At 47.5% G+C, this 18950-nt stretch carries 16 protein-coding genes; 14 read left to right on the top strand and 2 right to left on the bottom strand.

Annotated features, from left to right (window positions below; translation table 11 throughout):
- Window positions 1–49: 49 nt before the first annotated feature.
- The 9 genes from AYJ59_RS11285 (at window position 50) to AYJ59_RS11245 (ending at window position 12025) form a co-directional block, all read left to right on the top strand.
- On the top strand, window positions 50–2434 hold the full coding sequence (locus tag AYJ59_RS11285; RefSeq protein WP_029939655.1) for a type I restriction-modification system subunit M: 2385 nt from the start codon (window positions 50–52) through the stop codon (window positions 2432–2434).
- Window positions 2435–3745 carry a restriction endonuclease subunit S gene (locus AYJ59_RS11280; RefSeq protein WP_029939656.1) on the top strand — a complete coding sequence of 437 codons (1311 nt, stop codon included), beginning with the start codon at window positions 2435–2437 and terminating at the stop codon, window positions 3743–3745.
- The gene (locus AYJ59_RS11275) at window positions 3742–4158 is read left to right on the top strand and encodes a hypothetical protein (protein ID WP_029939657.1); all 417 of its coding nucleotides are present in this window, start codon (window positions 3742–3744) and stop codon (window positions 4156–4158) included. Before AYJ59_RS11280 ends, AYJ59_RS11275 begins: the two co-directional genes overlap by 4 nt.
- Before the next feature lie 199 nt (window positions 4159–4357).
- A complete protein-coding gene (locus AYJ59_RS11270; protein WP_029939658.1) occupies window positions 4358–5365 on the top strand; it encodes an Abi family protein in 1008 nt (335 codons plus the stop codon).
- Between the two features lie 12 nt (window positions 5366–5377).
- Complete coding sequence (locus AYJ59_RS11265) at window positions 5378–8395, top strand: type I restriction endonuclease subunit R (protein ID WP_029939659.1); 3018 nt, start codon at window positions 5378–5380, stop codon at window positions 8393–8395.
- Window positions 8396–8454: 59 nt separating this feature from the next.
- Window positions 8455–9105, top strand: a complete 651-nt coding sequence (locus AYJ59_RS11260) for a hypothetical protein (RefSeq protein WP_029939660.1) — start codon at window positions 8455–8457, stop codon at window positions 9103–9105.
- Window positions 9106–9303: 198 nt separating this feature from the next.
- Complete coding sequence (locus AYJ59_RS11255; RefSeq protein WP_127120148.1) at window positions 9304–10590, top strand: HipA domain-containing protein; 1287 nt, start codon at window positions 9304–9306, stop codon at window positions 10588–10590.
- Complete coding sequence (locus AYJ59_RS11250; protein WP_029939662.1) at window positions 10590–11234, top strand: hypothetical protein; 645 nt, start codon at window positions 10590–10592, stop codon at window positions 11232–11234. The genes AYJ59_RS11255 and AYJ59_RS11250 overlap by 1 nt, the downstream gene beginning before the upstream one ends.
- Window positions 11235–11485: 251 nt before the next feature.
- A complete protein-coding gene (locus tag AYJ59_RS11245) occupies window positions 11486–12025 on the top strand; it encodes a hypothetical protein (RefSeq protein WP_127120147.1) in 540 nt (179 codons plus the stop codon).
- A 37-nt stretch (window positions 12026–12062) separates the two neighbouring features.
- Here AYJ59_RS11245 and AYJ59_RS11240 read toward each other — a convergent pair whose 3' ends face one another.
- A complete protein-coding gene (locus tag AYJ59_RS11240; protein ID WP_127120146.1) occupies window positions 12063–12581 on the bottom strand; it encodes a hypothetical protein in 519 nt (172 codons plus the stop codon).
- A gap of 52 nt (window positions 12582–12633) precedes the next feature.
- Window positions 12634–14772, bottom strand: coding sequence for a TonB-dependent receptor plug domain-containing protein (locus AYJ59_RS11235; RefSeq protein ID WP_127120145.1), 2139 nt, complete (start codon window positions 14770–14772; stop codon window positions 12634–12636).
- 93 nt (window positions 14773–14865) lie between these two features.
- Here AYJ59_RS11235 and AYJ59_RS11230 point away from each other — a divergent pair, with 93 nt between their 5' ends.
- The 5 genes from AYJ59_RS11230 to AYJ59_RS11210 are packed head-to-tail and all read left to right on the top strand — an operon-like array spanning window position 14866 to window position 18934.
- Window positions 14866–15957, top strand: a complete 1092-nt coding sequence (locus AYJ59_RS11230) for an ABC transporter substrate-binding protein (RefSeq protein WP_127120144.1) — start codon at window positions 14866–14868, stop codon at window positions 15955–15957.
- On the top strand, window positions 15954–16988 hold the full coding sequence (locus AYJ59_RS11225; RefSeq protein ID WP_127120143.1) for a FecCD family ABC transporter permease: 1035 nt from the start codon (window positions 15954–15956) through the stop codon (window positions 16986–16988). The genes AYJ59_RS11230 and AYJ59_RS11225 overlap by 4 nt, the downstream gene beginning before the upstream one ends.
- Window positions 16981–17739, top strand: a complete 759-nt coding sequence (locus tag AYJ59_RS11220) for an ABC transporter ATP-binding protein (protein ID WP_127120142.1) — start codon at window positions 16981–16983, stop codon at window positions 17737–17739. Before AYJ59_RS11225 ends, AYJ59_RS11220 begins: the two co-directional genes overlap by 8 nt.
- Window positions 17736–18338, top strand: a complete 603-nt coding sequence (locus AYJ59_RS11215; protein ID WP_127120141.1) for a hypothetical protein — start codon at window positions 17736–17738, stop codon at window positions 18336–18338. Before AYJ59_RS11220 ends, AYJ59_RS11215 begins: the two co-directional genes overlap by 4 nt.
- Window positions 18335–18934: a hypothetical protein gene (locus AYJ59_RS11210; protein WP_127120140.1), complete on the top strand. Its 600-nt coding sequence runs from the start codon at window positions 18335–18337 to the stop codon at window positions 18932–18934. The genes AYJ59_RS11215 and AYJ59_RS11210 overlap by 4 nt, the downstream gene beginning before the upstream one ends.
- Window positions 18935–18950: the final 16 nt, after the last annotated feature.

Raw genomic sequence — 18950 nt, 5'->3', positions numbered from 1 at the left:
ACTGCGTATTTTTGATAATATTCACTCTTCACCTGATTAAAGGAACAAAATGGATCACAGCGTTCACAACAAACTTGTCTCATTTATCTGGAGTATCGCCGACGATTGCCTGCGCGATGTCTATGTGCGCGGTAAATATCGCGATGTGATATTGCCGATGGTGGTGTTACGCCGTCTCGACACTTTGCTGGAACCGACCAAACAGGCGGTGTTAGCCGAAGTTCAATTCCAAAAAGAAGAAATGGACGCGGTGGAGCTAGACAATGCGCCTTTGCGCGAGGCATCGGGTTATGTGTTTTACAACACCTCAAAATGGACACTTAAAAGCCTGTTTAGCACGGCCACCAATAACCAACAGATTCTATTGGCGAATTTTGAAGAGTATTTGGCGGGCTTTAGCGACAACGTCAAAGAAATCGTTGATCGCTTCAAGCTCAAATCCCAAGTGCGCCATATGGCAAGCAAGGATGTGTTGCTCGATGTACTGGAAAAATTTGTTTCGCCCTATATCAACCTAACCCCTAATGAAGTGGAAGACCCGGACGGCAATAAAATGCCCGCGCTGACCAATCTGGGCATGGGCTATGTATTTGAAGAGCTGATTCGCAAGTTCAACGAAGAAAACAATGAAGAAGCCGGTGAACACTTTACCCCGCGCGAAGTGATTGACCTGATGACGCATTTGGTGTTTGACCCGATTAAAAACAATCTGCCACTTACGCTCACGGTCTATGACCCCGCTTGTGGTAGCGGCGGCATGTTGACCGAAGCACAAAACTTTATCGAACAGAAATACCCAAGCGATAACCGCGATATTTATCTCTACGGTAAAGAGATCAACGACGAAACCTACGCCATTTGTAAATCCGACATGATGATCAAGGGCAATAACCCGGAAAACATCAAAGTCGGCTCCACCCTGTCCACCGATGAATTTGCCGGCAACAAGTTTGACTTTATGCTCTCCAATCCGCCTTACGGCAAAAGCTGGGCGTCGGATCAGAAATCGATTAAAGACGGCAAAGAGGTGGTGGATTCGCGTTTTAAAATTCAGTTGGCCAACTATTGGGGCGAAGTGGAAGACGCCGATGCCACACCCCGATCCAGCGATGGCCAGTTATTGTTTTTAATGGAAATGGTCAGCAAAATGAAAGACCCGGCCAATAGTGCGTTGGGGTCACGCATTGCCTCGGTGCACAATGGTTCCAGCTTGTTTACCGGCGATGCGGGAAGTGGCGAAAGTAATATCCGCCGTTATATTATCGAAAACGATATGCTGGATGCGATTGTGCAACTGCCCAATAACCTGTTTTACAACACCGGCATTACCACCTACATTTGGTTGCTCAATAACAACAAGCCCGAAAACCGCAAAGGCCAAGTGCAGCTCATTGACGCCAGTTTGCTCTATCGTAAATTGCGCAAAAACCTCGGCAATAAAAACTGCGAATTTGCTCCGGAACATATTCAGCAGATTGTGCAAACCTATCTCGATGGCACCAGCGTCGAACGGCAAAAAGACGTCAATAACGATCCGACTGGATTGGCGAGCCAAGTCTTTAATAACACCGACTTTGGTTATTACAAAGTCACCATCGAGCGCCCGGATCGTCGCAGTGCCCAGTTCAGTGCCGAACGCATTGCCGACTTGCGTTTTGACAAAAGCCTGCTCGAACCCATGCAATCGGTGTACGCCACCTATGGCGACGCGGTGTATCAACCCAACTTTTTAACCGAAAAGGCCGACGAGATTATCAAAGCGCTCGAAGAGCAACAAATCGAACTCAATGCCAAACAACGCAAAAACCTGCTTAACCACCAGGCCTGGTTAAAGCAACGTGATCTACTGCAAACCGCAGAAGTGTTAATGAACAAAATTGGCACCGAACAAAGTGATGACTTTAATGCCTTTAGTGAGCAGGTCAATCAAGTCATTAAAGCGGAAAACATCAAACTCAGCGCCACCGAGAAAAAAGCGATTCTTAATGCGGTCAGTTGGTACAACGACGCGGCTGAAAAAGTGATTAAAAAGCTCGAAAAACTCAGCGGTGACAAGCTGGAATCCCTACTGGCGCGATTAGGGTGTTCTGAAGCCGATTTGCCGGATTACGGCTATTACCCGACCGCAAAAAAAGGCGAATTTATCACCTATGAATCCAGCAGTGATTTACGCGACAGCGAGTCCATCCCGCTCAGTCAATCGATTCACGACTACTTTTTGGCGGAAGTGAAACCCCATGTGGACGAAGCGTGGATTCATCTCGATTCAGTCAAAATCGGTTATGAAATCAGCTTTAACAAATACTTCTATCAGCATAAACCGCTCAGAAGTCTGGAAGAGGTTGCGCAAGAAATGATCGAGCTGGAACAACAAGCCGAAGGGCTGATAGCCGATATTCTCGGTGTTTCGGTGAAAAAAGTGCAGGGAGGGTGAATGAACCACAGAGACACTAAGACACAGAGGGATTTAAGCCTTTATCCAAAATATGAATCCTATAAAGATTCGGGTGTTGAGTGGTTGGGAGAAATTCCTGAAGAATGGAGCATTAAGCCAGGGTTGGTTGCTCTTTCTGAAAATAAGCGAAGTAATAAAGGTATGAAAGAAGATACCGTTCTATCTCTTAGCTATGGAAAAATAATAATTAAACCAAAAGAAAAATTAGTCGGCTTGGTTCCAGAGTCATTTGAGACATATCAGATTGTTCATCCTGAAGACATTATTATCCGTTGTACAGATTTACAGAATGACCAGACAAGTTTGAGGACTGGTCACTCGGATAATACCGGTATTATCACTAGTGCCTATTTGAATCTTAATGTTAAAGACGGATTCAATTCTCGTTTTATTCACTACTATTTGCATTCTCTAGACACCAGTAAGGCGCTTTACAAATTAGGAAGCGGACTGCGACAAAATCTAAGTTTTTTAGATTTTAAGAGATTACCAATTCTTGAAGTTGATCAGAGTGAGCAACGGCTAATCGTAGATTTCCTTGATCAAAAAACAGCGCAAATTGATCAAGCGGTGGCGATTAAGGAAAAGCAAATCGCCCTGCTCAAAGAGCGCAAACAAATCTTAATTCAAAACGCCGTCACCCAAGGCCTCAACCCCAATGCCCCAATGAAAGACAGCGGCATTGACTGGATCGGCCAAATCCCACAGCATTGGGGAGTTAAGCCGTCACGTTATATCTTTAGAGTAGTTAATAGACGTGATCGAAAAGGTAGTGAAATTAAGTATTCGGTAACCCAATTAAGAGGGTTGGTTCCAACAGAAGAAATGTTAGAAAACTCTACTCAGGCCGTATCATTTGATAGTTTTCAACTTTGCCATGAAAACGACATGGTTTTGAATAAATATAAAGCTCATTTAGGCGTTTTTTGGAGAGCCCCAGCTAGAGGTATAATCACAAATAATTACACTGTTTTTGCGCCTCAAAAAGGAGTTGTTACCAAGTTTTTTGAGCATCTTTACCATACACCGGTTTATCAAGATATTTTCAGAACGATTGTATATGGAGTAACTGAGGGAATGATGCCTTTATACACCAATGACTTTTATGACATGAATTCTGTTGTACCTCCTGAAGATGAACAAATAGAAATCGTAGAACACATCGAAACCCAATCCCAAAAAATCGATCAAGCGATAGCCTTGCAACAGCAACAAATCGATAAACTCAAAGAATACAAAACCACGCTGATTAACAGCGCCGTGACCGGCAAAATCAAAGTTGAAGCATGAGTGTAGAAGAATTTAACAAGCACCAGCAAGATGTGAGAACCCGAACGGACTCCTTTACAAAAGCGATATTTGTTTTATCCGGCGGTGCGCTCTCGATTTCGATAGGTCTTTTTTTGAGTAGCAAGTCTCAGCTTTCAGCAGATTTAGTGTTTTACCTACAGTTTTCATGGGGGTTATTGGCCACTACGATTTTAAGCTTGGTAGTCATGTTATTTTTAATCATTGCTAGAGATTATCGATTTGGTGAGCGGTGGCGGTTATATTTGGATGGAAAGCTTGAAGGTCGGCCTGAAAACCATGCTCCTTGGGATCGAGTGATTTGGTTATTAGGTATTATTTCATTGGTTTCTTTTGTATTGGGGTTTGGTTTGCTGGTTTACTCTGCAATAACGTTTTTGGAGGTGGCTAAGTAGTGGGTGTTTTCAATTTAGAGATAATAAGCCTTACCCATAAATATTTGACAGCATGTATGAATGTAACTAAACTTACATTCAACACACCCGCCATGCCTATGACTTGTTCGCAAGTTACGCACAAATCGAGCGGGTTTTTTGTTTTTGGGCCTTTCAAAAACGTATCTTTTTGTCATTCTTCATCTCTTTCGGGGGCTTTATGAGAGCTTTCGACAAGCCTGCTATCAATGTAGATCAACAACTCCAAACATTAGAAGAGCGCGGGTTAGAGATCCAAAATAAAGAAAAAGCAAAACTGTTTCTGCAAGCTGTCGGCTTCTTTCGTTTAAGCGCTTATATGCGTCCTTACCAAATTCCCAATAATCCTGATCATTTATTTAAGCCGAATTCAACTTTTAGGCAAATTACTCGAACCTATGAATTTGACCGTAAACTTCGTCTTTTAGTAATGGCGGCAATTGAACGGGTTGAAGTATCCGTTCGCGCTGTGGTTGGTAACTATATGGGGCCGAAATATGACAGTTCGCATTGGTACCTTGATCGGACCTTATTTAAAAAATATTACGCTTATTACCGATTGCTTCAAACGATAGACCACAAGCAAAGTAAAGCCGTAACTGATTACGAAAAAGAGTGTCGGCGAATTGATAAGGCGAGAGATAAAACGCCTGAACAAAAGTTACTTTTGAAAGCAAACCGAGCCAGAGAGAATTATGCGCGGCACTATCCTTTAACTTATTTTGAACCAGATCTAATGCCGGGCTGGGCCATGTTAGAGGAGTTGACCTTGGGCGATCTTTCGCATCTCTATGCAGGGTTGGCTAAGGATGGAGATAAAAAAGAAATAGCCAAAGCCTTGGGGTTATCGATGCCTTTGTTGGAGTCTTGGTTGAAAACCCTGACAAGTGTTCGAAATATTTGCGCCCATCATAGTCGGCTTTGGAATAGAGAATTGGGTATGAAACCGGAATTACCGAAAAGGTCAGAGGTTAAATGGCCAACGTATTTTCGTCAGCCTAAAGAACATATGAGAACCGCAGTTGTTGTGAGTATTCTGCAGCATTTTATGACGCACATTAGTCCGCATGATGGTTGGCTTGAACAATTGTTTGAACTTTTGGAACAATTCCCAGAAATTGATCAACAAATGATGGGATTTCCTGAGAACTGGAAAAATGATCCCTTTTGGGGTATGGATACAGAGTAATAAGGATTAATTATGGTTAGCCAAACCAATGAACAAGCGTTGGAAGCTTCAATTGAAAAGGCCCTAACCGGTCAATGTCAGGAAGAAGTTAAGTCGGGTGTTGCTGAGAGTCCTGGCGAATATATTGGGCATAACGGCTTTAAAGTAGGGCGGCCGTCAGATTTTAATGCCCAATATGCTTTGGATGAGCATTGGTTTTGGCAATTTTTACAGAACAGCCAGGCTGAAGAACTGGAAAGAGTTCAAAAAAATAACCCGAACGATTGGCAGCGTAAAATTTTGGAGCGCTTTGACCGCCTAGCTAAAAAACACGGCATTTTGCATTTGCTGAAAAAGGGGTTAAGTGTTGATGATGCACACTTTAACCTGATGTATCCACTGCCCCTGGCAAGCAGTAGTGAAAAAGTAAAATTGGACTTCCAGTCTAATATTTTCAGTGTTACTCGTCAGCTTCGTTATTCTTTGGTAAATCCGTTGCAAGAGATTGATATGGTGCTGTTTATTAACGGTATTCCTATCGTTACGCTAGAGTTAAAGAACGCTTGGACCGGACAAACCGCGCGCTATCATGGGCAAAAACAGTATCGCAAGGATCGGGATACTACGCAGCCGTTATTACAGTTTGCTCGTTGTTTGGTGCATATGACCGTGGATACTGATGAAGTCTATATGACCACGAAGTTAAGTGGCAAAAGCACCTTCTTCTTACCGTTTAACAAGGGGCATAATCAAGGCCAGGGAAATCCGCCGAATCCTACTGGGCATAAAACCGATTATCTGTGGAAAGAGGTTTTTACCAAGGAGAGTCTGGCGAACCTGATTCAGCACTTTGTCCGTTTGGATGGTTCAAGTAAAGAGCCGCTGAATAAGCGCACGTTATTTTTCCCGCGCTACCATCAAATGGATGTGGTGCGCCGTTTAATTCAAGATGTTTCAAAAAATGGCGTGGGGCAAACCTATTTGATTCAGCATTCAGCCGGTTCGGGGAAGTCCAACTCGATTACCTGGGCCGCTTATCAGCTTATTGAGGCTTATCCAGAAAGCAATGATGTCCCTGGGGCTAAAGGTCTTGAACAACCGCTTTTTGATTCGGTGATTGTGGTTACAGATCGTCGTATTCTGGATAAACAGCTTAAGGATAATATCAAAGACTTTTCAGAGGTCAAAAACATTGTCGCTCATGCCAATAAGTCTGCCGATTTAAAAAGCGCTTTGGAAAACGGTAAAAAGATTATTATCACCACGATTCAGAAGTTCCCATTTATTGTGGATGGCATCAGTGATCTCAGTGAGAAGAGATTTGCGGTGATTATCGATGAGGCGCATAGCTCGCAAAGTGGGACAGCGCATAGCAAAATGAATCAGGCGATGGGTTCTGATGAAGAAGAGGACGCGCAAGACAAGATTCTGCAGGCGATGCGAAATCGAAAAATGCGTGGCAATGCTTCTTATCTAGCTTTTACCGCAACACCCAAAAACACTACCCTGGAGAAGTTCGGGCAAAAACAACCTGATGGCTCGTTTATACCATTTCATCTTTATTCGATGAAGCAAGCCATTGAGGAGGGGTTTATTCTGGATGTGTTAGCGAATTACACCACCTATAAGTCTTATTACGAGATTCAAAAATCGATCGCCGAAAACCCGAAATTTGATACGGCGAAAGCGCAGAAGAAGCTGCGCGCTTATGTTGAGCGTAGCCAGCAGACCATCGATACCAAAGCAGAGATCATGCTGGATCATTTTGTGAATCAGGTTGTGAACACCAAAAAGCTTAAAGGCAAAGCGAAAGGAATGGTCATTACTCAAAACATTGAGGCGGCGATTCGCTACTTTAAGTCCATCCAACGAATGCTGGAGCACAGAGGCAATCCATTTAAAGCGATGATTGCCTTTTCTGGAACCAAAGAAGTGGACGGTATCGAGTACACAGAAACCGAAATGAATGGCTTTTCCGATAACGATACCAAGGATAAGTTTGATACCGATGAATATCGCCTTCTGGTGGTGGCAAATAAGTATTTGACTGGATTTGACCAGCCAAAACTGACGGCTATGTATGTCGATAAAAAATTACAGGGCGTGTTGGCTGTGCAAGCACTGTCTCGGCTTAATCGTTCTGCGCCCAAATATGGCAAGAAAACCGAAGACTTGTTTGTTCTGGATTTCTTTAACGGCACTGATGATATTAAGAAAGCGTTTGATCCCTTCTATACGGCCACATCTCTGAGTGAAGCGACCGATGTAAATGTCCTGAATGATTTGAAAGATGAAATGGGAGATGTCGGTGTCTATGAATGGCAAGAGGTTGAAGAGTTTGTTCGCCGATATTTTGATGGCGAGGATGCGCAGTCCTTAAGTCCGTTGATTGATACTGCGGCGGAACGTTTTGAGCATGAACTGGCGCTTGAAAAAGAAGAGCAGGCGGATTTTAAAATTAAAGCGAAACAGTTTGTCAAAATTTACGGACAGATGGCTTCGATTATGCCGTACGAAAATGCCATTTGGGAAAAGCTGTTCTGGTTCTTGAAGTTCTTAATTCCTAAATTGAAGATTGCTGACCCGGAAGCGGATCAGCTCGATGCACTCCTTGATTCGGTTGATTTAAGCTCTTACGGACTTGAACGCGTCAAACTGAACCAGTCGATTGGTTTGGATGCTGAGGCCACGGAATTAGAGCCGCAGAACCCGAACCCCCGTGGTGCCCATGGAGAAAGGGATGAAAACCCGCTGGATGAGATTATTCGTGATTTTAATGAACGCTGGTTCCAGGGCTGGAGTGCAACACCGGAAGAGCAGCGCGTAAAATTCATCAACATTGCTGACAGCATAAAGGCGCATCCAGATTTTGAAAACAAATATCAAAATGAACCTGACCCTCATCATCGAGAGTTGGTGTTCGAAAAAATGCTTAAGGAGGTCATGTTACAGCGCCGGAAAGATGAACTTGAGCTTTACAAGCTTTTTGCCAGCGATCCGGCTTTTAAAGCTTCCTGGACTTCTAGTATGCAGCAGGTCGTCGCAAGGTAAAGTCAGAGAGCTTAATGTTTTAGGTAGGAATTATTACTTCTTTAATTGTTGAGGTATTTATGAAAGCGAACTTGAAGCCTGTATTGTTTTTATTTGCCGTAATTGGTTTTTTAAGCGGTTGTTCAGTTAGTCAGGTGATTGACGAAAATAACCCTGATGAAAGGGTAAATGGTTATAAAGTAACTGTATCAGACTACTCTAAAATTAAAGCTGATGATGTAAACCTGAAGTTTGAAGTGGCTCAAAATGCGCCCGTTGGTGAATTTGATTGGAAAGATGTGCAGAGCAGTGCAATTGACTTAATCAAAGAGAAAGGTATTAAGATTTCCGATGATGGAAAGCCGGTTACGGTTGTGTTTGACGGATTCGTTGGGTGGGATAGAAGCCAGTTTCCTGCAAGGAAAAGTTTTGGTTCTGGAATCGCTGGAGGCTCTGTTCTTGCCGCAGGTGGCAGTATATTACAAGGTGTTGCCGCTTCTTTGATTGAATCACAAGTAACTTATGAAGCGGATAAGAATAAAAAAGCAGAGCTAGTTTGTGACTCGGACTGTGTTCCTGAGGCCGGTTTTTCTGTTTTGTCTGAAGGTTATGAAAGCAATGTAAATCTCATGCATTCACAAGGCTTTGCCAATTATGTTTCGATGACGGAAAAAATGGTAGCACGTGGGATTGCGGATTTGTTTGAACCATTAGCGAATAAAGAGCGGTAAAAAGTCGCTAACACTAAGGTAGCCTTAGTCTCACAGTCGTTTTGTACTAAGGCTAAAAACTATTCATGGTTTGTTTTTAATTATTCAAAAAATAGATAGAGAAACTCTAAAGCGCCTGTAAATAAAGGATTGTTGACAGAATTTTTTTTATTCAGTAAACTATTCACTTATCTATTCACACTTTATCCGGCGTTGAGTATGTCCAGTCATTTAGAAGCCATCCAGCAGGCACTTAGGTATGACAATCTGAGTTCGTCCGCCATTGCAAAAACAACCGGTTTGAGCCAACCTACCGTTAGTCGTGCTTTGAAAAAACTGCCGGTCGTTAAGTTAGGTGCTGGGCGCGGAACTTTGTTTGCCTGGGTTGAGGCGCAAGAGCCTGAACCTTTATATGAAGTCGATGAAACCGGCAGCGTTTTTCATTTGGGTGACCTCTACCGTCAGCCGGAGAATCGAACCTTGCTGGTTCGGGAAAAAAGTCACATCGCTTATGACGGCTTACCATTTTATTTTTATGATGCTGTACCCTCTGGCTTTTTAGGCGCGATTCACCTGAAACAGATCGTTGAAAAGGACCAACGGCTGACGACGAAAAGCCAGGACTGGTCAGATTTACAAATTTGGCACTATATGACGCATTATGGTGAAGACCTGACGGGGAGTTTGGTCCTGGGAAGCCGAATGGCGCAATTGGCGTCAACGAAAACTTATCCAGTGGTGGGAAGAGAGGATTATTCTGGAATCGCTGGGGCAATCAACCGCTCTCCCGATAACATGGGGTCTTCTATCGCGGGCGAACAACCTAAGTTCACTGTGTACGATGGAAATCATCACTTAATCGTTAAGTATTCACCAAGGTTTTCGGAAGATAATCCTGTCGCAATGCGGCACCGTGATCTTATGGTTTGTGAGCACTTGGCATTGAACACCTTGCGCGCAAATGGCGTGAAAGCTTCTGAAGCCGCCTTGTACCAAGATGACCGTCTTTACCTAGAGGTGAAACGTTTTGACCGAAACGGGTTGTATGGGCGCAAAGGGTTAGCTTCATTGAAAGTCATTGATGCCGAGTATGCGGGGGTTAATGGTGCTTGGCCGCAGATTGCACAAGCCTTATTGCGACAGAAGATTCTGACGGAGAAAGATGTGTATGATGTGGAAGTCGCTTATGCCTTTGGACGTTATATTGCTAATTCCGATATGCATAACGGAAACTTTTCGTTTTTTATGGAACGTTTAGAGTTGGTGGGTGCCACACCTGTGTATGACATGCTGCCAATGGCGTATATGCCTGTGCAAGGCGAGTTACGAACCCCGGAATTAACGGCACCGCGTTTTATCGAGGTGTCGAATGATGCAAAGGATAGGGCATTTGCTATAGCGGTTGAGTTTTGGAATCACGTGATGGCGCATGATCTTATTTCAAGTGATTTTAAGAAAGCGGTTAAACCATTTTTTGAAAGTCTAATAAGAAAAGAGGGCGGGTAATGAGGTTTACATTTCGCTTTGTGACATTGATGTTCGCTTTAGCATTTATGCTGTCTGGCTGCTCGGAAACCATGATAAAAAAGGGACAAGACCGTTTTTATGACATGACAATCCTAGTTTCCAATTATGAGAGGATCAAGGTGGGTCATGTGAATCTTAAGCTTGAAGTGGTTAATGGTGACCCGCAAGGGCTGTTTGACTGGGATGTAGTTGGTAAGAATGTGAAGGATGGTCTTGAGAATAAAGGTATCAAAGTCAGTGATGAAGGTATACCTGTAACTCTGCGCCTCAATGATTTTGTCTCTATTAACCGGCCGAGACCTGGAAGCGGGGTTGGTACAGGTATTTCAGGCGGCACGGTTTTGGGGCTGGGGGGTTCTATTGCTCAAGGGGTCACTGCTTCCTTGGCTGAAAGCGCAATTACTAATTCTATCCAGAAAGAAAAGTCTGAAGAGATGATAGCAAATGGCCCGGTTCTGTGTGATACGTCAAGCTGCTCAACAAGTACAAGTTTTACGATCTTGTCAGCAGGGTATGAAAGCAATATTTCAATTACGGGATCTATTGGCCTTTCAAACCCGATATGGACAGCAGAAACTTATAACGCGAAAGCTATCGTTGAGATGTTTGAGCCGGCAAAGTAAAGTCTTGTAAAAAACTTATGTGAGTAAAGGTGTGAGTAAAATTGATACCCCCTTATTTATCTATTTGTTATTTAAATTATGTTTGTGGCCGGTGTAGCCACCACTTATTCCAAAAGCCCGCTTTCTTGCGGGCTTTTTTATTTCTAGTTGTATCACGTTATATAAAATAAATTTTATCTTGTTGTAAGTTACTTTCAGTTACCATTCATGAACTGGATAGTTTTAACGTAATGGTGTGTATGAAACGGTTTTTGAGTGTATGGGTTTTCCTAGTGGTATCTTCTTCAGTGCAAGCCTTTACAGAGGCGTGTCAGTTGGTGGCGCAGATGGCGGGGCCGGATTATCAGGCCAAGCCGAACCGTTTCGGTTCCCTGACGGCGCCTGAAGATATGCCGAAGTCGGTTGAAGCGTCTTTTATCGAGCGCAATGGGGGCTGGTTTATTTATCAAGCCTCAAAAGATTGGTTTGATGTGGACCATTGCGGCCCTAAAGCGCAAACGGTGGGCTCGACGACTTATGAGTTTGTGCCGGTGTTGCTGAATCGTCGCAGTGGTTCGAATGCGGTGGTAAACGGCGTGTTTCTGATTAAAACCTACCGCGAAGAGCATATTGGCCAAATCGCCGAACTCTATGGTTTCAAGATGGTGACGCCGCTGCCCAACCGGTTCACGGCGGTGTTTGATGTGAAGCCGCAAGTCTCTTATGATAAGCTGATTGAAACCTTGGACCGCGACCGCGACGTGGAGTTTGCGGTGCCGTTGTTGAGTGAGCCGCATTACCGTCCGCGTTAAACGGACAATACCGAATCCGCCCAGGCCTGGGCGTTTTTTATCGAAGCTGAATATCGAACAATTGTTCGCTGGTTTGACTGACCAGTTCTTCCGATAATTCTTGTTTCAGGGCGTCCAGCGCCGCATGCACTTCCGGCGCGGTCGTCTGTGAGGCTTCTTTCATTAATTCGAAAAATCGATTGGGCAAGACCTTGTCCTTCAAATACACCGCTGCGGTTTGCTCTCCCAATGTAATGAAAAAACTGAACGACAGGTTGGCGTAAGGGTTCCAGCGTGCGTCGGCAATCTTGCGGTCGACAAAGTAAGCGCCTTGTGTCGGTGCCCGCGTTAAAAATTCAATGGCGTCTTTAACGCCGGGGCCGGGATGGCCGGTGAGAATTGAAAGGGGTTCTCGCGGCAAAGGCGCGTCTGGCGTGAGAACCGATGCGGCGGCCTGTATCGCCTTGAAGCCGATGGCGGCCCCGGCAATATTGGCCAGTCCGTGGTATTTTCGAATGTCGTCAAAGGTGATGTGGAACACATCGTTTCGATCTTGAATGATGACCGTGTCTAACATAGTTGTCTCGCTTGAAATGAAAAGTGCCGGATAACCGGCACTGAAAATGGCATTAGAATCCGATGGTCAAGCCGACCTTGAAGTTACGTCCCGGCTGAATCAGCGGATTGGTCTTACTTTTCGGATAGTTGATGTTTTCCGGTACGGTCGGCATGGAGTAGCTGACATCAAAGATGTTTTCGATGCCGAATCGCAAGTCGGTGTCTTTGAAGTACTGTCCGAAGAAAATCCCCGGATTCACACCCGTGTAGAAGTTGAACACCATGTAACCGGCGCGTTCGCGTTCGATGGATTTGTCGACCACGTCGTTGTCGGTTGCCCATTCGGTGGTGCCTTCAAAGTAATATTGGTACTGACTGGCCGCATCGTAGCGCAAGCTGGCGAAACCGTTCAGCGGCATGATTTGCGGTAACGGTTCGTTGCTGACGGTGTCACGCCCTTCAATCCAGCTGATGTTGGTCATGGCGGTGACTTCGCGAGTCGGTTTCCAGGTGATGTCAAACTCCACCCCATTGATGGTGGCTTTACCGACGTTTTGGATTTGCTTGGCCGGGTTGCCGTTGTAGGTGGTATCGGCTGTGGTAATCAGGTTGTCGAAGTCACTGCGGAATGCGGTCAGGTTGGCGCGGACGGTTCGGCTGTGGAAACGTGTCCCGATTTCATAGGTGATACCGGTTTCCGGTTTGATGTCCGGGTTTGGAATGCGGAAGTCGGAGTACACGCCTGTGCCCACGGCGGACACCTCGGTTGTCGACGGCGCTCGGAAAGAGGTGTTGACGTTCCCGACCAAGTCAAAGTTTGAGTTCAGCATGTAAATCGCGCCGATGCCGCCGGTTGGTTGGGTGTTTTCGGTGTCACCGGCATCGTCGAACAAGGCTTTGGTCGTCGGGTCGGTGATGTAGTCGGTGTCCAGGCCGGTTTTCACATAGTCATAACGCAAACTGCCCGATAAGGTCAAACGGTCGGTGGTATCCCACTCCTGTAGCATGAAGACCCCAACGTTCTGTTGGTAGGATTTCGGGCTGGTTTTCTTTTTCGGACCGCCTTTGACGCGTTGCTCCGATGAGTCACGGCACTCGTCATACCAATCCAAACCGTAGGTCGACACCACAGGCGCCGATGACCAAGGTGCTACGGCAATCAAACGTCCGCCATAGGTCACCGGACCGTTGACGTAGCTGTCAACATAGGTCGATGGGTTATTGGTGTTTGGAACAACGTGCACATGCGTGTACAGTTCGCGGCGGTATAAAGAGGCTTCCACCGATTCCACCCAGGCGTTATCGAATTCGCCTTTATAGCCCAAAGAGACATAATCTTCGCGCATTGGATCTTCGCGCATTTCACGTTGCAGTTGTCCGGGTTCGTTACCGGCGCCCGGTGCGGCGAATTGTCCGCCGGCACGGCCACGGGTGACGTCTGCCGACTTGGCAATCACTTCAACACGTTGGCCTTCTGTGAAGGTGTAGCCGATACGAGCATCGTAGTTTTGTACGTTGTAGTCGGAGTTCGGAATCGTTCCTTCCGGCGACTCGTAATCCTCGGCGTTGCGCGCATTCAGTCCTAACAATACATCGAAACCGTCCCCGGCACCGGCCAGTTGCAAGCGTCCGGCGTAACCGTTATTGACACTTTGGTATTCCATGTCCACCAAGGAGTTGGTCAATTTAAATGGCGCCATCACGTCGCCTTCCGCACGTTTGGTGGTGACGTTAATGACACCGCCGAAGGAGTCGGTTCCGTAAAGGGAAGACGCCGGGCCGCGAATGACTTCGACGCGCTCAACTTGGTTCGGGTCCAATAACAAGTATTCCAAGGTGTTTCGGCCGCGGAAACGGTCACCGTTGATGAACAGTGGGGCACGGAAATTCTGGGTGCTGAAACCGCGAATCACGATTTGGCCGGACAACATACCGTCCGGTGCCATGGAAACGCCCGGCAATTCATTCATCAGAGTGGTCAAGTTGGTGGCTTGGCGCGTCTGGATGGCTTCATTGTCCACCACCGAAACTGACTTGGTCACGCTTTCCAGCGTTTGCTCGCTTCGGTTGGCCGAGACCTTGACGCTCGGAATCACAGTGGATGATTTTTCCGTTGTCTGTTTTGTGTCCTCAGCGGCGAGCAGGCCTGGTGAAAATAGGGCAGAAGTCGCCAAAATTGCACTGGCAGCTGTCCATTTTTGTTTTGCCATGATAGAAAAACCTTGTTATATTATCGAAAGAATTGATAATAGTATTGCAATTGATAACCAATATCAATTATATTTTTTGTAGGGAAATTAAAAATGTTTCATTTTGGATCTCCGGCCACGTCCGGTGTCTGGCGATTTTTATGGGGCGCGTGGCTAGTCGTGTTGGCCCTGTCGGTACAGGCGGAACCGGTTGTGTTTACCGACCAGCAACAACGCGACATTGCCTTGGAGCATCCGGCGCAAAAAGTGGTGATGATTCCGATTCCCGGTGCGGGGATGGCGATTTCGGTTGACCGGAATGCGCAACGGTTGACGGCGATTCACCCGTCGGCCAAAGCGGCGATTGAAGAAAGTCTGATGGGAAAAATGTTCCCGAAGAGTTTAGCGCTTCCGACCGATGCAGTCGGGCAAGGCTTTATGCCGAATGTGGAAACGATTTTGCAGCAACAGCCGGACCTCGTGTTTCAGTGGGGCACCATGGGTGAAGATGTGGTGGCACCATTAGAAAATGCCGGTTTGAATGTGGCCCTGATGAATTACGGTAAAGAAAACGATGTCATTCGCTGGTTTGAGATGATGGGGCAGGCTTTCGGTCAGCAGGAACGGGTGGCGTCTTTATTGAAATGGCGCGCGGATGTGCGTCAGGATGTGGCGACCAAAATGGCATCCGTGCCGTTGGAATCCAAGCCGAGAACCCTGTATTTTTTGCGGTTTCAGTCGCAGAAACGGGTAGCGGGTCCGGCCAGTTATAACGACTTTTCCATCGGCTTGGCCGGTGGGCAAAATGTCGTGACCGGCGGCAATTTCAAAGAAGTCAATGTCGAGCAGGTCTTGGTGTGGGACCCGGAAGTGATTCTACTCAATAATTTTGAAACCGATTTAACCCCGCAGGACATTTACCAGCACCCGATTTTATCGGCCACCTCGGCCGCCATTCATAAGCGGGTGTATAAAATGCCGATGGGCGGCGCGCGCTGGGACCCGCCAGGCCAGGAATCGCCGTTGATGTGGATGTGGCTGGCGAATATCTTGCAGCCGGACGTGGCCGATTATGACTTGAAAACGGAAATGAAACAGGCCTATCGACGGTTATACGATTACGAATTGACGGATGCCGACATCGCCGACATCCTGCAGGCCGACGCCAATGCAGGCAGCGCGGGCTATGACGGGAGAGCGCCATGAGTTGGGTGGAAAAGCACCGTCGTCAAACCCTGCTGATGTGGCTGTTGTTGCTGGCGTGCCTCGTGTTGATGGTGGTTTCCTTGGGCGTGGGGCGGTTAGCGGTGCCGTTTCATCAGATTCCGGCGATTTTACTGGATAACCTTTGGCCGATGGACGGTTCCTGGAGCGCGGTTCAAGAGCGTGTCGTGGAACTGGTACGCGGCCCACGTATTTTGATGGCCGTGGTGGTCGGTGCCGGGCTGGCAGTGGCCGGGGCCAGCTTGCAAGGCGTGTTTCGAAACCCGTTGGTTGGCCCGGATATTATCGGGGTGTCTTCCGGTGCGGCCTTCGGAGGCGCTTTAGCGATTTGGTTGTTCGACAGCAGTGTGATGACGGTTTTATTGGCTTTCGTGTTTGGTTTGGCGGCCATGGTGATCGTGTCGCTCATCAGCCGGGTCGGTGGACAAAGCCCGATGTTATTGCTGGTGTTGTCCGGTGTCGTCACGGGCGCGTTTTTCAGCGCCTTGGTGTCGCTGATTACCTATCTGGCCGATCCGGAGGACCGATTGCCGGCCATTGTCTATTGGCTGCTGGGCAGTTTCGCTTCGGCCAATTATGACCGGGTTTGGATCGTGTTGGTGCCGACCTTGATCGGTTCTCTGGTGATTTTCGGCATGCGCTATCGCATCAATATCCTGTCGCTCGGAAATGAAGAGGCGCAGGCGCTGGGCGTAAAAGTGGAAAAAGCCCGTTGGTTGATTTTGATTATGGTGGCCTTGATTGCCTCGGCGACGGTGGCGGTGGCGGGTGTCATCGGCTGGGTCGGGCTGGTGGTGCCGCATTTCGCTCGGATGCTTGTGGGGGCGGATCACCGTCTGTTGATTCCGGCATCCGCCATCATCGGTGCGGGCTATTTGGTGATTATCGATACCTTGGCACGCAGCGCGACTACCTCAGAAATTCCGCTCGGTGTATTGACCGCGTTGGTGGGGGCGCCGCTCTTTGTTTGGCTGCTGCGAAAAACGCAGGCGGGAGGTTGGCGCAATGCTTAAGTTGGACAACGCCGGTTTTTACTACGGTCAGAAAAACTGGGTGTTCCGGCGCCACAGTTTCGAAATCGAACCGGGTGAAATCGTAGCGATTCTCGGGCCGAACGGACGGGGCAAAACGAGCCTTCTGAAATCCATTATCGGGTTGCAATCCTTGTCGGAAGGGCAGGTGTCGGTATCCGGTGAAATCGGTTACGTGCCGCAAAGCACCGACATGATGTTCGAGTATCGCGTGCTGGATGTCGTCGTAATGGGCCGGGCCCGTCATATCGGGTTTTTCGCGTCGCCCAGCCGGGAAGATTACCAAATGGCGCATCAAGTGTTGCAGGAGCTGGAAATCGACGACTTCGCCGAGCGATCGTTCAGCCAGTTATCGGGCGGGGAGCGTCAGTTGGTTTTGATTGCGCGAGCGATTGTGTCGGAGTGCGACATCATTGCCTTGGATGAACCGGCTTCGGCCTTGGATTTTCACAATCAGGACAAGGTGTTACAAACCTTGAAACGGATGGCCAAAGAACGCCGCTTGACGATTTTATTCACCACTCATTATCCACAGCATGCCTTGTATCTGGCGGATCAGGTGCTGTTGATGTTCGATACCGAAGCCTATCGCTTCGGCCCGGTCAGTGACTTGATGCAAGACCACGTCTTGTCGGAACTGTATAACATGCCGATTCACCGCACCACGCTCGACTACGGAGAAGGCCGTGTCGAAACCGTGGTGCCGGTGTTCGGTGCGGAGAAACCTGCATGAAACCGATTTTATATGTCATGAGCCTGCCCAATCAGGGGCAAGCATTTTGGGGGCAACCCGAATTCAAAGAGCGCGTGGTGGTCGTGGAGCAGTACGGTTTGGCGGACATTGAGTGGCACAATTACAGTGGCGTCATCGTTTCCATGCACAGTGACCAGCGCTGGTTGCAGGCCTTGTCGGACCGTATCGCCGATTTTATGAAACAAGGCGGCTGTTTCGTGTTCCAAGGCCATATCGCCTATCCGTTTTTACCGGAATTGCAACGCTTTACGCCGATGCCGTCTCCGACACTGGAAGATTTTGCGGTACAGTCGTGTGAACCGCATCCGGTGTTCGCCGGGTTTGAGGCGACATCCTTCAATTGCCGTAAAGGCGTCGCCGGTTTTTGGGGGCGGGGCGCTAATCCGGCGCCGCCCGGCAGCCGCATTCTGAGCACCATGGGGCAAGGCGCTTATCCGGTGGATTGGGAGTGGACTTACGGGGACGGCAAACTTTTTATGCATGGTGGAAACGATTTGTGGACCAATCGTGAGTCGATGGCGGAAAACACCCAATTGTTCCGTCAATTATTGGATTGGATTCAGGAGGTTGAACAATGAAAATCGGCGCACTCGACGGTGGCACCTCATACCATTACGTGGCTTTGCATCAACCGCCGTTCAATCAATATATTGATCGAACCATTTATTTACCCGAATTGGCCGAGGCCGACTTGGACGACTTGGATGTGGTGATTGTCACCTGTCGCAGTCATCCGGAACAATTACGCCGCAATGCCGACAAGTTGCAAGCGTTCCTGGCACAAGGCAAGACCTTGATGATTATGGGCGAAACCGAACCGCAGACCTGGATGCCGGGCATCGAACAGGAAGCGGTACCGCTGAATTACTGGTGGTGGCTGGAGCCGGACGGCGAATTCGATCTGGAAGTGGCGTCCCCCGACCATTCGATTTGGCAATATTTGTCTTTGGCGGATATGACATGGCATTACCACGGCCTGTTGAACCCGCCGGAAACCGCCACGCCGTTGTTGGTGCATAAAGAGACCGGACAAGCGGTGCTTTGGACGGACGACCATTTTCATGGCGGGCGCGTGTTGGTCACTTCACTGGACCCGTTCTTTCACCACGGCAGTCATTTTATGCCAGCCACCACGCGTTTCCTGCACGGTTTTTTCCAGTGGCTTAAAGCTTGAAAAACGCCCAGGCCTG

Source organism: Thiomicrospira sp. S5 (assembly GCF_003991075.1).
GTDB lineage: Bacteria > Pseudomonadota > Gammaproteobacteria > Thiomicrospirales > Thiomicrospiraceae > Hydrogenovibrio > Hydrogenovibrio thermophilus.
Note: the sequence above shows the minus strand (reverse complement) of the source record. Positions and strands in the feature narration are given on the sequence as shown.

Bases quoted from the DNA above. Each gene is read 5' to 3' on its own strand.
- AYJ59_RS11230 (WP_127120144.1), top strand. From the start codon at position 14,866: ATGTTTCATTTTGGATCTCCGGCCACGTCCGGTGTCTGGCGATTTTTA.
- AYJ59_RS11260 (WP_029939660.1), top strand. From the start codon at position 8,455: ATGAAAGCGAACTTGAAGCCTGTATTGTTTTTATTTGCCGTAATTGGT.
- AYJ59_RS11255 (WP_127120148.1), top strand. From the start codon at position 9,304: ATGTCCAGTCATTTAGAAGCCATCCAGCAGGCACTTAGGTATGACAAT.
- AYJ59_RS11215 (WP_127120141.1), top strand. From the start codon at position 17,736: ATGAAACCGATTTTATATGTCATGAGCCTGCCCAATCAGGGGCAAGCA.
- AYJ59_RS11210 (WP_127120140.1), top strand. From the start codon at position 18,335: ATGAAAATCGGCGCACTCGACGGTGGCACCTCATACCATTACGTGGCT.
- AYJ59_RS11235 (WP_127120145.1), bottom strand. From the start codon at position 14,772: ATGGCAAAACAAAAATGGACAGCTGCCAGTGCAATTTTGGCGACTTCT.
- AYJ59_RS11275 (WP_029939657.1), top strand. From the start codon at position 3,742: ATGAGTGTAGAAGAATTTAACAAGCACCAGCAAGATGTGAGAACCCGA.
- AYJ59_RS11225 (WP_127120143.1), top strand. From the start codon at position 15,954: ATGAGTTGGGTGGAAAAGCACCGTCGTCAAACCCTGCTGATGTGGCTG.
- AYJ59_RS11240 (WP_127120146.1), bottom strand. From the start codon at position 12,581: ATGTTAGACACGGTCATCATTCAAGATCGAAACGATGTGTTCCACATC.
- AYJ59_RS11220 (WP_127120142.1), top strand. From the start codon at position 16,981: ATGCTTAAGTTGGACAACGCCGGTTTTTACTACGGTCAGAAAAACTGG.
- AYJ59_RS11270 (WP_029939658.1), top strand. From the start codon at position 4,358: ATGAGAGCTTTCGACAAGCCTGCTATCAATGTAGATCAACAACTCCAA.
- AYJ59_RS11280 (WP_029939656.1), top strand. From the start codon at position 2,435: ATGAACCACAGAGACACTAAGACACAGAGGGATTTAAGCCTTTATCCA.
- AYJ59_RS11250 (WP_029939662.1), top strand. From the start codon at position 10,590: ATGAGGTTTACATTTCGCTTTGTGACATTGATGTTCGCTTTAGCATTT.
- AYJ59_RS11285 (WP_029939655.1), top strand. From the start codon at position 50: ATGGATCACAGCGTTCACAACAAACTTGTCTCATTTATCTGGAGTATC.
- AYJ59_RS11265 (WP_029939659.1), top strand. From the start codon at position 5,378: ATGGTTAGCCAAACCAATGAACAAGCGTTGGAAGCTTCAATTGAAAAG.